Origin of the sequence: Pseudomonas sp. 9Ag (assembly GCF_902506445.1) — a bacterium.
GTDB lineage: Bacteria > Pseudomonadota > Gammaproteobacteria > Pseudomonadales > Pseudomonadaceae > Stutzerimonas > Stutzerimonas stutzeri_AB.
This window is the reverse complement of record NZ_LR733836.1, coordinates 2163617-2182333: the sequence shown is the minus strand read 5'-3', so window position 1 is coordinate 2182333 and position 18717 is coordinate 2163617. Positions and strand designations below refer to the sequence as shown.

The following is an 18717-nucleotide window of genomic DNA, read 5'->3' as shown; positions in this document are numbered from 1 at the left end:
CAGGCGGGTTTGTCATGGTGGGCCCTGCCGGTCCCCCCGCAACGATCAGCCGTGAACCCGGTCAGGCCCGGAAGGGAGCAGCCGCAGCGGTGACATTGTGTGCCGGGGTGTGGCTGGTAGGGTTCACCTCCATGACGATCTATATTCCCTTCTTCGATTGCCAAGCATCGGCTCCCTGCGAGTCCGAGCGAGTGCTCACGCCCATTTATCGAGATGAGGCGACATCTTCAGACTGCAGTGCTCGAAAGTACTCAAGCTCGCCTACAGCTAGCCAGTCGAGCGCTTGGCATTGCTGACCATGCGTCCGGCTGGAAATGTGGTTGGAGCGCCGTAGTCGGGATTCTTCTGCTGACATCCTGCAGGTCAACTGGCCTGAAACGGCACATTCGAGGGGTTTCGTTTGTCAGTTAAAACAAGCTGGGACATCTTTTGCGTTGTCGTCGACAACTACGGTGACATTGGCGTGACCTGGCGACTGGCGCGGCAGTTGGTGGCCGAGTACGGCCAGTGCGTGCGGTTATGGGTCGATGACCTCGATACCTTCGCTCGGCTTTGCCCGGGCGCCAGCATCACCTCCGCTCAGCAATGGCACGAAGGTGTCGAGGTGCGTCATTGGACACCTGAGTGGCCAGGGGCAGAGCCGGCTGAGGTGGTGATCGAGGCTTTTGCCTGCCAGCTTCCCGACGCCTATATAAAGGCAATGGCTTGCAGTGGGCGCCGCAGCCTCTGGCTCAACCTCGAGTACCTCAGTGCAGAAGACTGGGTGGTGGGCTGCCATGCGCTGCCTTCTATGCAGCCCGATGGCTTGCAGAAGTATTTTTTCTTTCCGGGATTCGAGCAGGGCACCGGCGGTCTGATTCGCGAGGGCGATCTGCTGGCCCGCCGGGAGGCGTTTCAAGCCAACCCGGTGCTACGTGAAGCCTTTCTGCAGAGCTTCGATCTGACCGTGCCGGCCAACGCGCGCTTGCTCTCGCTGTTCGCCTATGAAAATCGAGCCGTCGCCGGATGGCTCGATGCGCTGGCTGTTGATGCGCGTCCATCACAGCTACTGGTGCCTGAGGGGCGGGTCTTGGGTGACGTGGCGGCATGGCTGGGGCTTAAACAGCTGCGAGCTGGTGATCGTCACGCCCGTGGTGCGCTGCAGGTTGCAGTGCTGCCGTTCATGACCCAGAACCAGTACGACATGCTGCTGTGGTGTTGCGATTTCAATGCCGTGCGCGGCGAAGAATCCTTCATTCGGGCGCAATGGGCAGGGCGGTCACTGGTCTGGCACATCTACCCTCAAGATGAAGATGCGCACTGGGACAAGCTCAACGCATATCTGGATCTGTATGTCCGCGACCTCTCACCACCGGCTGCGGGAGTGGTACGTGAGTTCTGGCGTGCCTGGAACGAGGGCATAGGCAGCGGCATCGCCTGGACCGCGATGCTCGAGCACGAGGCGGAGCTGCAGGCGCATGCGGACCGCTGGACACACAAACAGGTCGCCAACGGAGATCTGGCCGGAAAACTGATGCTGTTTTACGCGGACTGGTTAGGGCCTGCTCCGGCGCGACACCCGGCTGCTCCGGCTTGACCATTCGGTAAGCCTGCCAATATGGGACAGCAAAGGGGGCGATGCGTCGCAGTAACGCGGCTTGCGACGAAACAGGAACAGACCCTATGATACGCGGCCTGATTTTATGTCTCTAATTCCATTCGGATATTCGTATGAAAACCGCACAAGAGTTCCGTGCCGGCCAAGTGGCCGTTATCAACGGCGCGCCCTGGATCATCCAGAAAGCCGAGTTCAACAAGTCCGGTCGTAACAGTGCCGTGGTCAAGATGAAGCTGAAGAACCTGCTCAATGGTTCGGCGACCGAGACCGTTTACAAGGCTGATGACAAGCTGGAACCGGTCATTCTCGAGCGCAAGGAAGTGACCTATTCCTACTTCGCTGACCCGCTCTACGTATTCATGGACGAAGAGTTCAACCAGTACGAAATCGAAAAAGACGACCTTGAAGGCGTGATGACCTTCATCGAAGACGGCATGACTGACGTCTGCGAAGCCACTTTCTACAACGACAAGGTGATTTCGGTCGATCTGCCGAACACTATCGTTCGTGAAATCGTCTACACCGAGCCGTCCGTTCGAGGCGACACTTCCGGCAAGGTAATGAAGACTGCGCGCCTGAAGAATGGCGCTGAGCTGCAGGTTTCAGCTTTTTGCGAAATCGGCGACTCGATCGAAATCGACACTCGCACCGGCGAGTACAAGTCCCGCATCAAGGCCTGATTACAGCCCTGCGCGGACGAGCCCGGCCTGGCGCCGGGCTAGTTGAGACCGAACCCCGCTTATTGCGGGGTTTCGTTTTTCTGTGGCCGGTGATATGTGGTGGGCCGGTCGCGCGGTGTATGTATTCTTCGTGGAAAGCAGCAAGCGGAGCGTCAGGCACTACGGTTCATCTGAACGGTAGGACCTGACACGAGAGAGGTGCCTACCCTGCGAGGTTGCCTCCACTCAACCTGCATCGGGACGGCGGCTCTGATGCTCAGCCGAACAGAAGCGTCTTCAGCTCACAGCCTCAGGCAATCTTGTGACAGCGCGAGCCCCAGCTGCCCACAGAGCAGCGGGGGCTGATTCTTACTGCACTGCCGGTTGAAACCAGTCGGCGCGCTGGAGTATGGTTCGGGCATCCTTTGGAGAACAGCATGCTGCTCAATCTGATTCCCTCGATCCTTGCGACCACCAGCGCCATGCGTACGGCGTCGCTGCGTGGGCAGGCGATTGCGGCTGCCGGTTACTATTTTGGGTATTGGTTTAGCCATCGGCGCGCCTGATACCCCACAGGCGCCCTAGCAACCCGGGTCGCCACCAGACAGTTTTCGAACCCCCGGTCGGCCACCCGATCGGGGGTTTTCTTTTTCTGGCCTAGAAGGCCTTACACACCGAGGACAGCACCATGTATCACAACAACAACGCTTACCGCACCTACCGCTATGACTGGCGATTTAGCCGCTTCACGGCCGCAGTACTGACACACCCAGACCGAACACTTCGCTAGCGCCGACGCGGCACAGATGCCGCGTCGGCCAAAGGACCGCCAGTCATGAATGCATCAATCAACGCCTCAGCCCTTAGCTGCAACACTTCCTCCACCCCAGCCAGACGTAGCGCTCTTCCGTTACCGAGTCCCGCTTTACTGCGGCAACGGCTGCCCCTCAGTGCATCGCTTGACGAGCGCGTCCGAGATGATCGAAAGGCCATTCGCGCCGTGCTTAACGGCGATGACCCGCGCCTGCTGGTGGTGGTTGGCCCTTGCTCATTGCATGATCCGGCGTCCGCACTGGAATACGCCGAGCGGCTGGCGGAACTGGCCCCACAGGTCAGCGATCAGCTGCTGCTAGTGATGCGCGCCTATGTCGAGAAACCACGAACTACCGTCGGGTGGAAGGGGCTGGTTTACGATCCGCAGCTCGATGGCAGCGGTGACATGGCCGAAGGGCTGCACCTGTCGCGGCGGTTGATGCTGGATATCCTGGCGTGCGGGTTGCCGATCGCCTCCGAATTGTTGCAGCCCCTGGCGGCGGGCTATTTTGATGACCTGCTTGGCTGGGCGGCGATCGGTGCACGTACCAGCGAGTCGCAGATTCACCGTGAGATGGTCAGCGGGCTCGACCTGCCGGTGGGGTTCAAGAACGGGACCGATGGCAGCCTCGGGATTGCTTGTGATGCCATGCGCTCGGCTAAGCACCCGCATCAGCACTTCGGAATCGACGAACTGGGGCATCCAGCGCTGCTAAGCACGAGCGGCAATGGGGATACCCATCTGGTGTTGCGTGGCGGGCACTCAGGGCCGAATTTTGACGAGGACAGCGTCGCAAAGGCCCGCGACACGTTGCTGCGCCAGGGCATTGCTCCGCGCATCATGGTCGACTGCAGTCATGCCAACAGCGGTAAAGATCCGCTGAGCCAGCCGGCGGTGCTGGCGTCCATTATCGATCAGCGCATGGCTGGCGATTCGACTCTGCGCGGTGTGATGCTTGAGAGTCACCTGTTCGACGGCTGTCAGCCCCTGTCTGGCAAGCTGAAATATGGCGTGTCCGTCACCGATGGTTGCCTGGGCTGGGCGGGCACCGAGGCAATACTGCGTCGGGCTGCGGATCGGCTGCGTCGCTAGAGCGAACCAGCCCGGCTGCGACGGCCGGGCTTGCGACGTCGGGTTGCCAAGGGCAACCTGTGCGGCTCGTTTCGATCGATGAATCAGGACCTGCATGCGCGACTACAAATGGCTGCACGAATACTGCCTCAATCGTTTCGGCTCGGCCGCAGCACTGGAGAGCCGCCTGCCGCAACCCAAGCGTCCCGATGAGCTTCGCGCCGTTGCGGATGACCGTTACCTCTCGCTGATCAGCCTGCGTATCTTCCGCGCCGGGCTCAAGCACAGCCTGGTCGACGCCAAATGGCCGGCGTTCGAAGAGGTCTTCTTTCGTTTCGACCCTGAAAAGCTGGTGTTGATGGGCGGCGAACACATTGAACGGCTGATGCAGGACGCCCGCATCATCCGCCACCTGGGAAAACTCAAGAGCGTGCCGCGCAACGCCCAGTTCTTGCTGGACGTGGCGAAAGAGAAGGGGAGTTTCGGCAACCTGATCGCGGATTGGCCGGTCACCGATATCGTCGGCCTGTGGCGCTACCTGGCCAAGCACGGCACCCAGCTGGGAGGCCTTTCGGCGCCGCGTCTGCTGCGCATGGCGGGTAAGGATACGTTCATCCCCAGCGATGACGTGGTCGCTGCGCTCAAAGCACAGAAGGTGGTGGACAAGGTGCCCAGCAGCCAGCGGGACCAGGCAGCCGTGCAATCGGTGTTCAACCAATGGCACAGCGACAGTGGCCGTCCCATGTCTCAGCTCTCGGCGATGCTGGCGTTTACGGTAAACCACTGACGGGCTCGACCTACGAGTGGAGTGTCGAAGCTTCGTTGGTCGGCGATGTCGCCCGTGACGGCAACAGCGCTTAGCCCGATGTTCTGCGGCGGTTTGGCGCAGCGCCGCCCAAGCACGGGCGGTGTACAGTCAAAACATGACCATCGTCAAAGACAAGCGTATTCAGATCATATGGGTGCTGTTCACCTGCATCCTGCTCAACGCTTTTGTCTGCAGCTTGAACCATGGTTCCCACATGGGATTCGAGCTTGCCATGGGGCAGGAGTCGTTCTGCGCCAGCAATGTATCGTCAGCTGGCGGCGATGTGTTCCCCGCCGATGTTCATGAGCTGGCTGAGCACATGCTGGATTGCCCGCTATGCGGCTCGGTCTTTCTCGCCATTGCGGTGCTGTTTGCGCTGGGTTGGCTGGGAATTCCGGCAACCGTGTCGCTGCCTCGACCTGGCCCGCAACGGGGTGGTCCGCGTTACCACTGGCCATCGCTGAATCCCCGCGCACCCTGATACCCCCGACCGGACTCCCTCACCGTCCGAATGCAGCCTGGCTGCGGAGCGGACGAAAAGACTGTCGGTGACCCGACGGTTCGGTCAACTCAGGGGCTTTCACCATGGCCATGATGGAAAAATTCGCTCGCACCGAGGGCCGCATCGGCTATCGGCTTCCCTTCCCGGATTACCCCAGCAATGCCCGCAGTTTTGTGCATCTGGACGCCCGGTTGTTGCCCTATTGGCATGCCTTGTTCGACGTTTGCCCAGGGTTGCTCAAGCTTGATCCGCCAGATGGTCTGGACATCTTCCGCCAGTTCATGACGTGGGCCTACGGCTGCCAGCTGGCGCTGGGCTGGACGTTTCACCTCGGCGTCTGCCGCTGGCTGCTGAGTTCCGGTTACCGAGATCTGGTCGAGCCGGAGCATATCGAGACCATGATGATCGCCGCTGCCGCGCGCTGGGTAGCCAGCGACGACAGCGCGGCAATCGGCGTCGTGCTTGGCTGGCAAGGTGGCAATCAGCACGTGTTCGACTGGAAGCCACACGTTCGCCTGGGCACGCGGCCGCTTGCAGCTGAACAGGAAGAGCTTCCTCCGGCGCCTTGGGACTTTGCCTGGAGCCCGCTTGCCTCGACGAGTGGCAGCGGTTTTCGGCGCTGGTTGAGGGTGCCCTGACTGCGACAGTGCGCCGCGGACGTGCTGGCCTCTGCCAGCCAGGTTGTCGATGCGGCGCGTGATGCAGGCGCAACTTCCCGTGATGCTCTGCGCGGGGCGCCGTATCGCTGATCTAGCGTGCAACGACGTGGATGCAGTGGGCAGTGTCGGCGGGGCGGGGCAGGTTGTCGCAGTTGTTGCTAAGACGGTGACGCCGGACACTTTCCCTGCCTCGGATCCGAGCAGAGTTCCACGGTAGGTTCGAGGTGTAGCGATTGAGCCCGGGCCGCGACAACCGGGTTTTGGCCCCCTCCCCAAAGGGGGCTGCAATCGCCTCATGTGGTCGGAGTCCGATGCGCTCGAACGGATTTCGGCACTGATGTGCAAGGAGAGCTAGGCATGCTTAGGTCATCGCTCAGACGGGACATCGCGCTGGTTCTGCTGGTCAAGCTTGCGATCCTCATAACCATAAAAACGATCTGGTTCGATGCGCCCAGCACTCCGGAAAACGGTTCGGCGCGGATTGCCGAGTATTTGCTTGATTCACGGGGTTCGATCCCTGAGGGAGGACCGAGATGATCTCGGAAAGCGTTGTCGATCTGTCACGCCTGCAGTTCGCCATGACGGCGATGTACCACTTTCTGTTCGTGCCGCTGACCTTGGGCCTGGCCTTCCTGCTGGCCATCATGGAGTCGGTCTACGTCATGACCGGCAAGCAGGTCTACAAGGACATGACCCAGTTCTGGGGCAAGCTGTTCGGTATCAATTTCGCCCTCGGTGTCACCACCGGGCTGACCATGGAATTCCAGTTCGGCACCAACTGGGCCTACTACAGCCACTACGTGGGTGACATCTTTGGCGCGCCGCTGGCAATCGAAGGCCTGATGGCGTTTTTCCTGGAGTCGACCTTTATCGGGTTGTTCTTCTTCGGCTGGGATCGCCTGAGCCGGGTGCAGCATCTGGCGGTCACCTGGTTGGTGGCGCTGGGGTCGAACCTGTCGGCATTGTGGATCTTGATCGCCAACGGCTGGATGCAGAACCCGGTGGGCTCGGAGTTCAACGTCGAAACCATGCGCATGGAACTGGTCGATTTCGGCGCGCTGCTGTTCAACCCGGTCGCCCAGGTCAAGTTCGTCCACACGGTGTCGGCTGGTTATGTCACTGGGGCGATCTTTGTTTTGGCGATTTCGTCCTTCTATTTACTGAAGAAACGTGACCTTGGCTTCGCCCGGCGCTCGTTTGCCATCGCGGCGGTATTCGGTCTGGCTTCGACCCTCTCCGTGATCATCCTCGGTGACGAGTCCGGCTATGAGATTGGCGACGTGCAGAAGGTCAAGCTGGCGGCCATCGAGGCCGAGTGGGAAACCCACCCGGCACCGGCCGGCTTCACCCTGTTCGGTCTGCCCAATCAGCAGGAACAGCGTACCGACTACGCGGTGAAGATTCCCTATGCGCTGGGGCTGATCGCGACGCGCTCGCTGGACGAGGAGGTGAAGGGCATCAAGCAGCTGGTCGCCGAGCACGAGCTGCGCATTCGCAACGGCATGCTTGCCTATCAGCGATTGCAAACACTCCGAAGCGGGGACAAGTCGCCGCAGGCCATCGCCGCGTTCAACGAGGTCAAGCAGGACCTGGGTTATGGCCTGCTGCTCAAGCGCTATACCGACAAGGTGGTTGACGCCAGTGACGAGCAGATCCGCCTGGCCGCGCTGGATACGATTCCCGACGTGTTCAGCCTGTTCTGGACCTTCCGCGCGATGGTCCTGGCGGGCTTCCTCATGCTGTTGCTGTTTGGTTTGGCCAGCTGGGCTTCGATCAAACGCAATGCGGAGAACAAACCCTGGTTACTCAAGTTCGCCTTGTTCAGCCTGCCGCTGCCTTGGATCGCCGCGCAGACCGGCTGGTACGTGGCCGAGCACGGCCGTCAGCCCTGGTCGATCGCCGAGCTGCTGCCGACGCATTTGTCCGCGTCGACGTTGGCGGCGGGGGATATCTGGGGTTCGCTAGTGGCGCTGGTGGCGTTCTACACGTTGCTGTTGGTGGTGGAAATGTTCCTGATGATCCGCTTCGCCCGCCTCGGGCCAAGCAGCCTGCACACCGGCCGCTACCACTTCGAGCTCGCACCGGCCACCCCCAGGCACATTCACAAGCCCCGCGACGCCGGTGCCGTACCGGCAGCAGCGAAAGACGCACCTATCGAACCGACCCCTGTGTGAGGTAAACAAGATGTTCGACTACGAAGTGCTCAAACTCATCTGGTGGGTGTTGATCGGTGTGCTGCTGATCGGCTTTGCCCTGACCGACGGCTTCGACATGGGCGCCATGGCGCTGATGCCTTTCGTTGGCAAGACCGACAACGAGCGGCGCGTGGCGATCAACACCATCGCGCCGCATTGGGATGGCAACCAGGTGTGGTTCATCACCGCCGGTGGTGCGCTGTTTGCAGCCTGGCCGATGGTCTATGCAGTGGCGTTTTCCGGGCTTTACTGGGCAATGCTACTGGTGCTCTTCGCGCTGTTCTGCCGGCCGGTGGGCTTCGACTACCGTAGCAAGGTGGAAGACCCGCGCTGGCGCAGTGCCTGGGACTGGGCCCTGTTCGTCGGAGGCGCGGTGCCAGCGCTGGTGTTCGGTGTGGCCTTCGGCAACCTGTTCCTCGGCCTGCCGTTCCAGCTCGACGAGCTGATGCGGTCCAGCTATCACGGCTCGTTCTTCGAATTGCTCAACCCCTTCGCGCTGCTTTGCGGCATCGTCAGCCTGAGCATGCTCTGCGCCCATGGCGGTGCCTGGCTGATGATGCGCACTGAAGGTGCATTGGGCGAGCGCTCGCGCCTGGCAACCCGCTTGTGCGCGCTGGTATTCCTGATTGGCTTCGTCGGGGCGGGTCTGTGGCTGGCGTTCGGCATTCAGGGCTTCAACCAGCTGTCTGTCACCGATCCGGGGGCTGCACTCAACCCCTTGCTAGACAAGCAGGTGGTGCAGAGCAATGCGGGTTGGCTGGGCAACTACAGCCGCTACCCAAGCACCCAAATTGCACCCGTCGCCGGAATCCTCGGCGCGCTGATAGCGCTGCTGGGCGCCAGTCGTAACAGCGGCGGGGTGAGCTTTCTCGGTACCAGTCTGATGATTGTCGGCAGCATCTGCACCGCCGGCTTCGCCCTGTTTCCCTTCGTCTTCCCGTCGAGTCTCGATCCGGCCTCCAGCCTTACCCTGTGGGACGCCGTATCGAGCTACAAGACGCTGGGCATCATGTTCGTGGTGGTTTGCATCTTCGTGCCGCTGATCCTCTGCTACACGCTGTGGAGCTATGTCCGCATGTGGGGGAGGCTCAACGATCAGACCATCAACGCCAACCCGCACGGCTTGTACTGACCCTCTGGCCAGGCGCCAACGCGTCTGGCCCGAACGACCCTACGGAGAAATCATCATGTGGTACTTCACTTGGATTCTCGGCGTACTGCTGGCTTGCAGCTTCGGCATCATTAGCGCGCTCTGGTTCGAAGCGACCCAAGACCTCGATGCGGAGCCAGGCCGTGATCGGCTCGGTCAATAGCATTCTCTACCGCAGGCCCGGCTGCGTGCTCTCGCTGCTGCTGGCCTCGCCGCTGGCCCTGCTGTTGCTGATTCACCCCGCGGTGATGCTCGACGGAGCAGGTAGTTACAACCACGCACAGCTGATGCTGGTGATGTGGGGCATATCCGCGGGCTTCATTCATGGCGTCGGCTTCGTGCCGCAGCATTGGCTATGGCGCCTGCTATTCCATCCAGCGGCCGCCTGGCTGCTGATGGGGCTTGGCTACCTGATCCTGTGGCGGGCGCAGCAGTAGCGCGGCTGGCCGATCTGCCACGGCGGCACAGTTCTTTGCAACCGTTTCGGCTTATTCAGAGGAGCAATACGTGAACGCAACCGTTGAACTCACTCCTTACCAGCAACTGGGCGGCGATACGCCGCTACGCCAGCTGGTCGACCGCTTCTATGACGTCATGCTCAGCGAGCCCAGCGTCGAGACAGTGCGCGACATGCACCGCGCGGATACCACTCAAATCCGCGAGCGGCTCTTCGACTTTCTCTCCGGATGGCTGGGCGGACCTTCCCGCTTCATTGAAAAGCACGGCCATCCGCGGCTGCGAATGCGACATCGCTTCTTCCAGATAGGTGAGGCCGAGCGCGACCAGTGGATGCTGTGCATGCGCCAAGCATTGGCAGAGATCACCATGGACGCCACCCTGAGGGTTCGCCTCGAGCAGGCGATCATGCAAATGGCCGAGATGCTGCGCAACGATGCGCCACGTACTTGCGATGGTGGCGGCTTCGGTTGCTCGGCCTTGACGCCTGAGGGCGAGCGCTGTGGGCGTTGAACAGCGGGACGATCATGGCTGAGCGTTGGGATATCAGGTTGCGCCTGTTGCACTGGGCCGTCGCCCTGACCGCGATGTTCCAGCAGTTAAGCAGCTTGTGGATGTCCGATCCTGGTAGCCAATACCTGTTTCCCTGGCATCGGTTGGTCGGCATGCTGGCGGCACTGATCGTGCTGTTGTTCTGGCTTTACAGCTATGCCGTGTACGACCTGCAGCGCTTGTTTCCGTGGGGGCGCGACGGGCGCCGTATGGTGTTGCGTGAGGGGATTGACCTGGTGCACGGCAAGTTGCCGCCAAGCGGCCCGCGTCGTGGGCTTTCCAGCTTCGGGCATGGGCTGGGCCTGCTGGCACTCAGCGGCTGTGCAGCTACCGGTATGGTTCTGTTCGCGATGATCCCACCCGGGCACGTCGGCCCACCAGCCGATGGTTTGGCGTTCACACGCTACACCTTGCAGCATAAATTCTTCGGCCAGCTGCTCTGGTACTACTGGTATGGCCACGTAATGTTCGCTGTGGTCCACCAACTCAGAGGCGATAACCTGTTAGGGGCGATCTTCGGTTTGGGCCGAGAAAATCACCGCGACGGATGATCAACTGTGAGTTGAAGTGCAGGTCGCGCAGACGTTTTGCCGCAGCTAGTCGGTCACATTTGCGGCAATAGAATTTGCTCATCGGAGCGACCGCAGGCATAGTTTCGCCACTTTCGACTTCCCGACCTGTCAGTGCCATGCGCCAACGCCTCGCACCCCTGTTGCCCTTTGCTCTCATTACGCTGTTGGCGGCCTGTGCCGCGCAGCCGGAGCAGACTGAAAGTCCGCTGCTGTCGCAGGAGTTCCAGTTCGATTTCCCGGTCGAGATAGCAGAGGCTGATGCCGACTCTCAAGCCGTAACAGACGAACCCACCGAGCAGCAACTTCGTGAACTCGCCGATGACGAGAGCTACGAGTTGCCAGCTCTGGCCGATAGCGTGCTTGAGCGCGGCTTCACGCTGGTGGGCACCCCGTACCGCTACGGTGGCAGCTCCACGAAAACCGGCTTTGATTGCAGTGGTTTCGTCAGTTTTCTGTTTCGCAAGGAGGCCGGCATCGAGCTGCCACGCTCTACCCGCGAAATGATCAATTTGGAAGCACCGAAGATCAAACGCAGCGAGCTGGAGCCGGGCGACGTGGTCTTTTTTAACAACCGTGGGCGCGGTCAGGTCAGCCATGCCGGTATCTACATCGGCGGTGACCGGTTCATTCACTCGTCCAGTAGTCGCAGCGGCGGCGTTCGCGTCGACAGCCTTGATGACAAGTACTGGCGTTCCAGCTTCATGCAAGCCAAGCGCGTCCTGGTCCTTGCCCACAACTCAAGCGCTGTTTCCAGTCATCACTGAGTGCTGAGATAGATCTGCATCGGGCTTGCATCCATTTCTGCATGCCGGCAGAGTGATGGCTCATTTGCCTGGACTGCTCTGCCATGCCTCTTCTGGCTCGTTCTATAGCTGTTCTGCTGTCCGCGATGCTGCTTGCTGCCTGTTCCAGCCAAGCGCCGGTCGAACCGGTAGTCGTCGCGCCTTTGCCAACACCGCATGAGTTCCCCGGCAGTGCAGAAGACGTACTGTTTACGGCTCTGGGGCTGGTCGGTACGCCGTATCGCTACGGCGGCAATTCCCCTGATGGCGGCTTCGATTGCAGTGGTCTGATTACCTACGTCTACCGAGGCGCAGCCGGCGTTGCATTACCGCGTACGACTCGCGAGATGAACGCCATGCGGGGCGCTACCATCAGGCGTGATGCCTTGAAAGCAGGTGACCTGCTGTTCTTTGCCACCAGCGGCGGGCGTCGTGTCAGTCACGCGGCCATCTACGTCGGCGAAGGGCGTTTCGTCCATGCACCCTCAACCGGCGGAACGGTACGCCTGGACAGTCTTTCCAACAGCTATTGGCAGAAGAGCTACCTCAGCGCCAAGCGCGTGCTGGACGGTGACCGTCTCGCTCAAAACCCCTAACGCTGGCGGGAGTCGAACATGATAGGCGCCGGAATTTACTTTCTCTGCTCCCCGCGACGCCGAGCTGGTGCGGATTTCAGGCGCTGCGAGTAAGAGGTCGTTAGATGGCGCCACTCCTGCGTTTGCCTGACCAGCCTGAAGTGTGCGAGCTGTGCCTGCGGCAGGCGCCTTTGACCCGCCATCACCTGATTCCCAAGGCCTTGCACGGCAAGACCTATATCCGAAAGCGCTTCCCTCGGGAGGAGCGTATTACCGCCACGCTGTGGGTCTGCCGGCCCTGCCACAACCAGATCCATCGCCTGTTTACAGAAAAGGAGCTGGCGCTCAGCTTCAACAGCCGCGACGCGTTGCTGGCCGATGCTCGGCTGCGCACCTTCGTTGACTGGTTGTCGGCTAAGCCTGCCGGCTTCGTGCCACGCCATTAAACGGCTGCCAAGCCACACCCGTGCGGCGGAATAATTCGAAATATCTTCGAATTGACATTTGTCAGGTGTCGAATTGTCGCACTTTGGCTATGATCGGCGCCCCAACTTCTCGGGTGCGCACCCGCGCACGAACCGTCCCTCCTTATCCGTTAGGTGCCCCATGCCTGAAATACTTCAGTACGTGCTGATCGGCCTCGCCGTGGCCGCTCTGCTCGGTGTCGTTCTTGAAGAAATTACCCATGTAAACAAAGCCAAGGTCACGCTGTTCTTCGGCACATTAGCGTGGATGCTGCTGTTCATCTTTTCCCCGCAGGGCGCCGAACGCGACCTGGTGCTCACCAGCCTCAACGAAAACATCGCGGAGATCGCCGGGCTATGGATCTTTCTGGTGGCGGCGATGACCTTTGTCGCCTACCTGAACAAGAAAGGCCTGATTGAGAACCTGATCTACCTGGTTTTGCCAAAGCGGATCAGCGAGCGGCAGCTGCTGTTCCTGACGGCGACGTTCTGCTTTGTGTTCTCCTCGCTGGCGGACAACATTACCGCGACGCTGGTCTCCATCACGTTGATCATGTCGCTCAAGCTCAGCGCTGAGAAGACCATCAAATACGCGGCGTTGGTGGTGTTTGCAGTGAACTCCGGCGGCGTGGCGCTGATCACCGGTGACGTCACGACCCTGATGATCTTCCTAGCCGGCAAGGTACAGATCCTGCAGCTGTTGCTGCTGGCGCTCCCGGCTTTTCTGGCGGTCATGCTGCTAGCGGCGATGCTCTCGCTGGGCATGAGCGGGCAGGTCGTGGTGGAGAGCCATCGCACCGATGTACGCCGGGTCGACATTGCCATCGCACTGATCTTTCTCGGCACAATCCTGTGCACCATCGCTGGCAACTTCTTCTTCCAGATTCCGCCCGTGCTGACCTTCCTGACCGGGTTGTCGATCATGTTTCTGGTGGCGCGCTTCTTCAGCGACGACATCGAAACCGATCCGATTCTGGAATACGTCCGTCAGGTTGAGTTCGAGACCTTACTGTTCTTCCTCGGCATCCTGCTGCTGGTCGGCATGCTCAAGGAAATCCATGTGCTCGACGGCCTGGTGCGTATCTATGACCAGGTGCCCGCCGTGGTCGCCAACTACCTGATGGGCATCCTGTCGGCCGCGATCGACAACGTACCGCTGACCGCAGCACTGCTGAAGTCCGGACTTAAAATGGGCATCGCCGAGTGGATGGTGCTGACCTATGCAGTGGGCGTCGGTGGTTCGCTGCTGGTCATCGGTTCCGCAGCCGGCATCGTGGCCATGAGCAAGGTGCCGGGGCTGACCTTCGGTAGCTACCTCAAATACAGCCTGTACCTGTTCGTTGCATTCAATCTCGGCTTCGCTGGCGTGTATCTGACCGGGCTTGCTGTGGCAGGCGCGGTGGGCTGAACCGCGCTCGGGACGCGGCAGCTCAGAACCGGTGGGTGAGCTGCTGCGTTTACCAATGCAGGTTGAAGTGCGATCCGAGCACGAACTGATCATCGAGCAAATCCCAGCGCTCGACACAGACCTTCTTGTCAGCGCCCGGGTGCAGCTTCAACCGATTGAACGAGTTTGGAGAGGTGCCGCGTACGCGTGATGAGAGGGTGGTGCCTGCCTGGACCATCCAGATCTCGCGAGACAGCGCGGTGTACTGCTTGGACAAGGGCAATACATAGGGCAGGTGGATGTGCCCGCCCATTACCAGATCCAACCCTTCATCGGCCCAACGGTGCAGCGCATTATCTGCGTTGTGCTGAAGGTTGCTCAGATCGCTCAGCACCATCGCGCCGAAGGGCTGGTGCGCCACCACGATACGGATCTTGTTCGGGTCGCTCTGCTTGAGGCGCCGGGCAACCGCATGCACCTGCTTGTCGGTCACCAGTCCATCCTTGTGGCGCCTGGGGTGGGTGGTGTTGAGGCCGATGACCAGCATCTCGTCGTTTTCGAAGGTCGGCTCCAGATCGTCACCAAAGTGGCGACGGTAGTTGCGGTAGGGCATGAACAAACGCGCAAAGACGTTATACAGCGGGATGTCATGGTTCCCCGGGATCACTAGCGCCTTCGGGATGCCATGCCCATGCAGGCGCTGCACGAAGGCCTGAGCAGCTGCGAACTGTCCAGCCCTGGCGCGCTGCGTGATGTCGCCGGAAAAGATCAGCAGGTCCGCGCCGTGCTCGCGCACGTGGTCTTCCATGGCTTGCACGACGGCGGGCTGTTCGGTGCCGAAGTGAGTGTCGGAGATCTGCACGATGCTGGTCATGGGTGGCTGTCTTCTCGTCTGATGTCTGTGACGGGTGGCATTGTTGCATTCGAAGCCAATCGGCGCCCGGCGTTCCGGTAAATCGCAAGCAGCGCTCCCGAAACCTGTTCTGGCTCGGGTCCTGATCGCTTTCGGTTGCGCTGCGCAGGGCCTTGGACTACCCTCCGCGCTGCTTCAGGTGCCCCCTGGCGAAACGCCAGAGGGGTGAAACAGGGAAGCCGGTTCATTCGATGAAGATTCCGGCGCTGCCCCCGCAACGGTAGGCGAGACAGGACACCGCTCACAGCCACTGTGCCACAGGCATGGGAAGGCTGCGGTTCCAGGATGCAAGGCATCCGCTCGCAAGCCCGGAGACCGGCCTGTCGCATTCCACGGCAGTGCGGCGGGCGCTGATCGGGGTGCGGCTGCTTGCACCTGCGCTCCCTTCGCATTCTCCGTCTGCCCTTATCGACTGTTGTCGTGCGGCGGGCACGACGGAGACCTGAACTTGACCTGCAAGACCCTCAACACCTCGGCAGCGTTCGTGCTGCTTGGCTATGCTTCGCTTTCCCATGCTCAGCCGGTACAGCCGCTGAATCTCAACGAACAGGTGGTCACGGCCACGCGGACCGAGCAGGTGCTCAGCCCGATTGCCTCCACCAGCGTTATTACTCGCGAGCAGATTGTGCGCAGTCAGGTGCAGAGCGTTCCTGAACTGCTGCGCGGCCTGGCTGGCGTCAACGTCGCTTCCAACGGCGGACGCGGCAAGACCTCTTCGGTCTATGTGCGCGGTACCAGCAGCCAGCATCTGCTTGTTCTGGTTGATGGGGTGAAAATCGGATCGGCCACATCGGGCGGTGCGTCGCTTGAGAACATACCGGTCGAGCAGATCGAGCGTATCGAACTCGTCCGCGGTCCGCGTTCCAGCCTGTACGGCTCGGAAGCGGTGGGTGGGGTCATGCAGATCTTCACGCGGCGCGGCGATGGCGAAGGGTTCAAACCCTATTTCTCCGCAGGCGCGGGCAGTCGCTCCAGCTTTGACGGTACCGCCGGCATATCCGGTAGCCAGGGTGCCGGTTGGTTCAATCTCGGCGTGGCGAGCGCGTCAACCGACGGCATCAATTCGCGAGCCTATCGGCCCACTTCGCCTCGCGCCTATGAAGCTGATGCCGACGGTTATCGTGAGCTGTCGGGCGCCTTGCGCGGCGGCTACCGCTTCGACAGTGGACTGGTGCTGGATGGCAGCTGGCTGCACGTCGACACTCACAGCGACTACGACTCTCGGTCCACTTCGGGTGCTACGGGCCGCTTTGCCTACAGCGACGGCAGCCAGCAAGTCATAGGCGGCCGGGCACGATTCACGCCGATCGATCCATGGCTGGTCACCCTGCAGGCCGGGCATAGCGAAGACAACACCGACAACTTCCGCGACGGTCGTTTCTATTCGCGTTTCGATACCAAGCGCGATTCTTTCAATTGGCAGAATGACTTCAGCGTGGCTGAAGATCAGCTGCTAACCCTTGGTTTCGACTACCAGCAAGACCGCATCGACGTGACGGACGACTATGCGGTCGACACGCGCGACAACAAAGGCGCCTATCTTCAGTACCAGGGCCGCTTCGGCCGTCACGGCGTGTTGGCCGGCCTGCGTCGCGATGACAACGAGCAGTTCGGCAACCATGACACCGGCAATCTCGGCTGGAGCTATGACCTGCGTGACAACCTGATACTGAGCGCGTCCTACGGCACGGCATTCAAGGCGCCCACCTTCAACGATCTCTACGCGCCGGACACCGGCTTCACTGCCGGCAACCCCGACCTGCAGCCGGAGGAGTCGCAGAGCTATGAGCTGGGCCTGAAGGGTGAGCAGCAATGGGGCGAGTGGGGCCTCAACGCGTTCGAAAATCAGATTGAGGACCTGATCATCTGGAGTGGCAGCAGTCCAATGCAGCCGCAGAACGTCGATGTGGCGCGCATTCGCGGGATAGAAGGCGTGGTCGGCACCGAGCTGCTGGGCTGGGATGTCGTCACCTCGGTGACCGTCCTAGACCCACAGGACCGTAGCAAAGCCAATCACGGGCATCTGCTGCCGCGGCGCGCCAAACGGACGCTGAATGTGGACCTGGACCGTGCCATTGGCCGCTTTGCTGTCGGCACAACGCTGTACGCAGCGAGTGAGCGTTTCGACAAATCCAGCAATACCGAAGCCGAGCGTTTGCCCGGCTACGCCCTCGTAGACTTGCGTGGTGAGTACCGTCTCGATGATGCCTGGCGACTGCAGGCAAAGCTGAGCAACCTGTTCGACCGCGATTACGAAACCGCCCAGACCTATGAACAGCCAGGCCGCGCGATCCATTTCACGATCCGCTACCAGGCACTCTAATCGCGCCCGCTGGCGCGTTGTCCCAAAGGAGAACACCGATGATAAAACTGTCCCCAAGAGCCCAACTGGCTGTCGGTATTGCGCTGGCGGTGCTGATGGCTATGACCCGTGGCCAACACTTCGCCTCGGTAAATTTGCCAAGCGCTTCATGGGCGGTGTTCTTTCTGGCGGGTGTGCTGCTGGCGCCGCGCTGGGTGTTTCCGGCTTTGTTTGTCGAGGCGTCGCTGCTGGATTTCGCCGCCATCCAATGGCAGGGCGTGAGCAGTTATTGCATGTCACCGGCTTACTGGATGCTTGTGCCTGCCTACGGCTCCCTGTGGTTCGGCGGACGGATGTATGCGCGGTTGCACCGTGACCAACTGAGCAGCCTGGCGTTGCTGGCGGGCGTCGTGGTGCTCAGCGCCTTCGTGTGCTACCTGTTTTCCGGCGGTGGTTTCCTGTTTTTCTCCGGCCGCTATCCGGAACCGAGCCTGGCGCAGCTGGCTGAGCGCATCGGCACCTACTACCCCCGTTACCTGGGCAATCTGGCGCTGTATGTCGGCACCGCTGCGGTCTTGTTCGTCGGGCTGCGTGCCTGGACTGCACAGCGCGAAGGCGCTCGCGCATGAGTGAATCCAGCGAGCGCGATGCCCGCCACAAGGCGCGCATGCAGCGTAAAAAAGCCGTGGTAGACGAGAAGATTGCCGAAGCGCAGGACGAGTACGGTCTGCTGCTGGTCCACACCGGCAATGGCAAGGGCAAGAGCAGCTCGGCCTTTGGCATGGTGGCTCGTGCCCTCGGCCACGGTATCAAGGTTGGCGTGGTGCAGTTCATCAAAGGCGCTGCCAGCACCGGCGAGGAGAGTTTCTTCCGACGCTTCCCCGACGAGGTTCGCTACCACGTGATGGGCGAAGGGTTCACCTGGGAAACCCAGGACCGCCAGCGTGATATCGCCAAAGCAAAGGAGGCGTGGAGCGTCGCGGCTCAACTGTTGGCCGATCCGGAGATTGGCCTGGTGGTGCTGGATGAGCTGAACATCGCGCTCAAATACGGTTACCTGGAGCTTGATCCGGTGCTGGCTGATATCGAGTCGCGACCGCTGTTGCAGCATGTGGTGGTCACCGGCCGCGGCGCGCCGCCGGGGTTGATTGAAGCCGCCGACACCGTGACTGAAATGAGCTTGGTCAAGCATGCTTTCAAAGCGGGTGTGAAAGCGCAGAAGGGGATCGAATTTTGACGCTTGAGCTAAGGGTGTGTGC

The 18717-nt window shown here is 60.9% G+C and carries 22 protein-coding genes, 1 other RNA gene and 1 riboswitch; of the genes, 22 read left to right on the top strand and 1 reads right to left on the bottom strand.

Features of this window, described 5'->3' with window-relative positions:
• Positions 1-25 precede the first annotated feature (25 nt).
• The 19 genes from ffs to nhaD all read left to right on the top strand — a co-directional run bounded on the left by ffs (position 26) and on the right by nhaD (position 14264).
• An RNA gene (ffs, locus tag ALTERO38_RS09620) (signal recognition particle sRNA small type) lies at positions 26-122 on the top strand.
• A gap of 278 nt (positions 123-400) precedes the next feature.
• The gene (earP, locus tag ALTERO38_RS09615; RefSeq protein WP_159968251.1) at positions 401-1576 is read left to right on the top strand and encodes an elongation factor P maturation arginine rhamnosyltransferase EarP; all 1176 of its coding nucleotides are present in this window, start codon (positions 401-403) and stop codon (positions 1574-1576) included.
• 134 nt (positions 1577-1710) lie between these two features.
• A complete protein-coding gene (gene efp / locus ALTERO38_RS09610) occupies positions 1711-2277 on the top strand; it encodes an elongation factor P (RefSeq protein WP_102836115.1) in 567 nt (188 codons plus the stop codon).
• A 416-nt stretch (positions 2278-2693) separates the two neighbouring features.
• Entirely contained in the window at positions 2694-2822 is a 129-nt protein-coding gene (locus tag ALTERO38_RS21520) for a hypothetical protein (protein ID WP_256663866.1), read from the top strand.
• 269 nt (positions 2823-3091) lie between these two features.
• Complete coding sequence (locus tag ALTERO38_RS09605) at positions 3092-4162, top strand: 3-deoxy-7-phosphoheptulonate synthase (RefSeq protein ID WP_159968250.1); 1071 nt, start codon at positions 3092-3094, stop codon at positions 4160-4162.
• Positions 4163-4256: 94 nt separating this feature from the next.
• Entirely contained in the window at positions 4257-4928 is a 672-nt protein-coding gene (locus tag ALTERO38_RS09600) for a DNA-3-methyladenine glycosylase I (RefSeq protein WP_159968249.1), read from the top strand.
• A 136-nt stretch (positions 4929-5064) separates the two neighbouring features.
• Positions 5065-5430, top strand: a complete 366-nt coding sequence (locus ALTERO38_RS09595; protein WP_159968248.1) for a DUF2946 domain-containing protein — start codon at positions 5065-5067, stop codon at positions 5428-5430.
• Positions 5431-5534: 104 nt separating this feature from the next.
• A complete protein-coding gene (locus ALTERO38_RS09590; RefSeq protein WP_159968247.1) occupies positions 5535-6089 on the top strand; it encodes a putative natural product biosynthesis protein in 555 nt (184 codons plus the stop codon).
• Positions 6090-6467: 378 nt separating this feature from the next.
• On the top strand, positions 6468-6647 hold the full coding sequence (gene cydP, locus ALTERO38_RS21785; protein WP_148926292.1) for a cytochrome oxidase putative small subunit CydP: 180 nt from the start codon (positions 6468-6470) through the stop codon (positions 6645-6647).
• Positions 6644-8284: a cytochrome ubiquinol oxidase subunit I gene (locus ALTERO38_RS09585; RefSeq protein ID WP_159968246.1), complete on the top strand. Its 1641-nt coding sequence runs from the start codon at positions 6644-6646 to the stop codon at positions 8282-8284. Before cydP ends, ALTERO38_RS09585 begins: the two co-directional genes overlap by 4 nt.
• A 10-nt stretch (positions 8285-8294) precedes the next feature.
• Entirely contained in the window at positions 8295-9437 is a 1143-nt protein-coding gene (gene cydB / locus ALTERO38_RS09580; protein ID WP_102836121.1) for a cytochrome d ubiquinol oxidase subunit II, read from the top strand.
• Between the two features lie 55 nt (positions 9438-9492).
• Positions 9493-9618 carry a cytochrome bd-I oxidase subunit CydX gene (gene cydX, locus ALTERO38_RS09575; RefSeq protein WP_102836409.1) on the top strand — a complete coding sequence of 42 codons (126 nt, stop codon included), beginning with the start codon at positions 9493-9495 and terminating at the stop codon, positions 9616-9618.
• Positions 9599-9892 carry a cyd operon YbgE family protein gene (locus tag ALTERO38_RS09570; protein WP_372239365.1) on the top strand — a complete coding sequence of 98 codons (294 nt, stop codon included), beginning with the start codon at positions 9599-9601 and terminating at the stop codon, positions 9890-9892. The genes cydX and ALTERO38_RS09570 overlap by 20 nt, the downstream gene beginning before the upstream one ends.
• Positions 9893-9962: 70 nt before the next feature.
• Positions 9963-10424, top strand: a complete 462-nt coding sequence (locus ALTERO38_RS09565) for a group II truncated hemoglobin (RefSeq protein WP_159968245.1) — start codon at positions 9963-9965, stop codon at positions 10422-10424.
• Between the two features lie 14 nt (positions 10425-10438).
• Positions 10439-11014, top strand: coding sequence for a cytochrome b/b6 domain-containing protein (locus ALTERO38_RS09560; RefSeq protein WP_102836123.1), 576 nt, complete (start codon positions 10439-10441; stop codon positions 11012-11014).
• Positions 11015-11151: 137 nt separating this feature from the next.
• On the top strand, positions 11152-11799 hold the full coding sequence (locus ALTERO38_RS09555; protein WP_102836124.1) for a C40 family peptidase: 648 nt from the start codon (positions 11152-11154) through the stop codon (positions 11797-11799).
• Between the two features lie 83 nt (positions 11800-11882).
• Positions 11883-12413: a C40 family peptidase gene (locus ALTERO38_RS09550; protein WP_159968244.1), complete on the top strand. Its 531-nt coding sequence runs from the start codon at positions 11883-11885 to the stop codon at positions 12411-12413.
• A 104-nt stretch (positions 12414-12517) separates the two neighbouring features.
• Complete coding sequence (locus ALTERO38_RS09545) at positions 12518-12838, top strand: hypothetical protein (RefSeq protein ID WP_102836126.1); 321 nt, start codon at positions 12518-12520, stop codon at positions 12836-12838.
• 160 nt (positions 12839-12998) lie between these two features.
• The gene (gene nhaD / locus ALTERO38_RS09540) at positions 12999-14264 is read left to right on the top strand and encodes a sodium:proton antiporter NhaD (protein WP_159968243.1); all 1266 of its coding nucleotides are present in this window, start codon (positions 12999-13001) and stop codon (positions 14262-14264) included.
• A gap of 49 nt (positions 14265-14313) precedes the next feature.
• Here nhaD and ALTERO38_RS09535 read toward each other — a convergent pair whose 3' ends face one another.
• Positions 14314-15117 carry a metallophosphoesterase gene (locus ALTERO38_RS09535; protein WP_159968242.1) on the bottom strand — a complete coding sequence of 268 codons (804 nt, stop codon included), beginning with the start codon at positions 15115-15117 and terminating at the stop codon, positions 14314-14316.
• A 159-nt stretch (positions 15118-15276) separates the two neighbouring features.
• A riboswitch (cobalamin riboswitch) is annotated at positions 15277-15495 on the top strand.
• Between the two features lie 109 nt (positions 15496-15604).
• Here ALTERO38_RS09535 and btuB point away from each other — a divergent pair.
• Genes btuB through cobO form a run of 3 tightly spaced genes read left to right on the top strand, consistent with a single transcriptional unit; the run spans position 15605 to position 18695 of the window.
• The gene (gene btuB / locus ALTERO38_RS09530; RefSeq protein ID WP_159968241.1) at positions 15605-17479 is read left to right on the top strand and encodes a TonB-dependent vitamin B12 receptor; all 1875 of its coding nucleotides are present in this window, start codon (positions 15605-15607) and stop codon (positions 17477-17479) included.
• Positions 17480-17517: 38 nt separating this feature from the next.
• Complete coding sequence (locus ALTERO38_RS09525; RefSeq protein ID WP_159968240.1) at positions 17518-18087, top strand: hypothetical protein; 570 nt, start codon at positions 17518-17520, stop codon at positions 18085-18087.
• On the top strand, positions 18084-18695 hold the full coding sequence (cobO, locus tag ALTERO38_RS09520; RefSeq protein WP_159968239.1) for a cob(I)yrinic acid a,c-diamide adenosyltransferase: 612 nt from the start codon (positions 18084-18086) through the stop codon (positions 18693-18695). The genes ALTERO38_RS09525 and cobO overlap by 4 nt, the downstream gene beginning before the upstream one ends.
• Positions 18696-18717: the final 22 nt, after the last annotated feature.

What these genes read in the sequence shown, in the direction of transcription:
- cydX (WP_102836409.1), top strand. Translation starts at nt 9,493, where the DNA reads ATGTGGTACTTCACTTGGATTCTCGGCGTACTGCTGGCTTGCAGCTTC.
- cydB (WP_102836121.1), top strand. Translation starts at nt 8,295, where the DNA reads ATGTTCGACTACGAAGTGCTCAAACTCATCTGGTGGGTGTTGATCGGT.
- nhaD (WP_159968243.1), top strand. Translation starts at nt 12,999, where the DNA reads ATGCCTGAAATACTTCAGTACGTGCTGATCGGCCTCGCCGTGGCCGCT.
- ALTERO38_RS09535 (WP_159968242.1), bottom strand. Translation starts at nt 15,117, where the DNA reads ATGACCAGCATCGTGCAGATCTCCGACACTCACTTCGGCACCGAACAG.
- ALTERO38_RS21520 (WP_256663866.1), top strand. Translation starts at nt 2,694, where the DNA reads ATGCTGCTCAATCTGATTCCCTCGATCCTTGCGACCACCAGCGCCATG.
- ALTERO38_RS09525 (WP_159968240.1), top strand. Translation starts at nt 17,518, where the DNA reads ATGATAAAACTGTCCCCAAGAGCCCAACTGGCTGTCGGTATTGCGCTG.
- cobO (WP_159968239.1), top strand. Translation starts at nt 18,084, where the DNA reads ATGAGTGAATCCAGCGAGCGCGATGCCCGCCACAAGGCGCGCATGCAG.
- ALTERO38_RS09555 (WP_102836124.1), top strand. Translation starts at nt 11,152, where the DNA reads ATGCGCCAACGCCTCGCACCCCTGTTGCCCTTTGCTCTCATTACGCTG.
- ALTERO38_RS09590 (WP_159968247.1), top strand. Translation starts at nt 5,535, where the DNA reads ATGGCCATGATGGAAAAATTCGCTCGCACCGAGGGCCGCATCGGCTAT.
- ALTERO38_RS09600 (WP_159968249.1), top strand. Translation starts at nt 4,257, where the DNA reads ATGCGCGACTACAAATGGCTGCACGAATACTGCCTCAATCGTTTCGGC.
- ALTERO38_RS09585 (WP_159968246.1), top strand. Translation starts at nt 6,644, where the DNA reads ATGATCTCGGAAAGCGTTGTCGATCTGTCACGCCTGCAGTTCGCCATG.
- ALTERO38_RS09560 (WP_102836123.1), top strand. Translation starts at nt 10,439, where the DNA reads ATGGCTGAGCGTTGGGATATCAGGTTGCGCCTGTTGCACTGGGCCGTC.
- ALTERO38_RS09545 (WP_102836126.1), top strand. Translation starts at nt 12,518, where the DNA reads ATGGCGCCACTCCTGCGTTTGCCTGACCAGCCTGAAGTGTGCGAGCTG.
- ALTERO38_RS09550 (WP_159968244.1), top strand. Translation starts at nt 11,883, where the DNA reads ATGCCTCTTCTGGCTCGTTCTATAGCTGTTCTGCTGTCCGCGATGCTG.
- ALTERO38_RS09605 (WP_159968250.1), top strand. Translation starts at nt 3,092, where the DNA reads ATGAATGCATCAATCAACGCCTCAGCCCTTAGCTGCAACACTTCCTCC.
- efp (WP_102836115.1), top strand. Translation starts at nt 1,711, where the DNA reads ATGAAAACCGCACAAGAGTTCCGTGCCGGCCAAGTGGCCGTTATCAAC.
- cydP (WP_148926292.1), top strand. Translation starts at nt 6,468, where the DNA reads ATGCTTAGGTCATCGCTCAGACGGGACATCGCGCTGGTTCTGCTGGTC.
- ALTERO38_RS09595 (WP_159968248.1), top strand. Translation starts at nt 5,065, where the DNA reads ATGACCATCGTCAAAGACAAGCGTATTCAGATCATATGGGTGCTGTTC.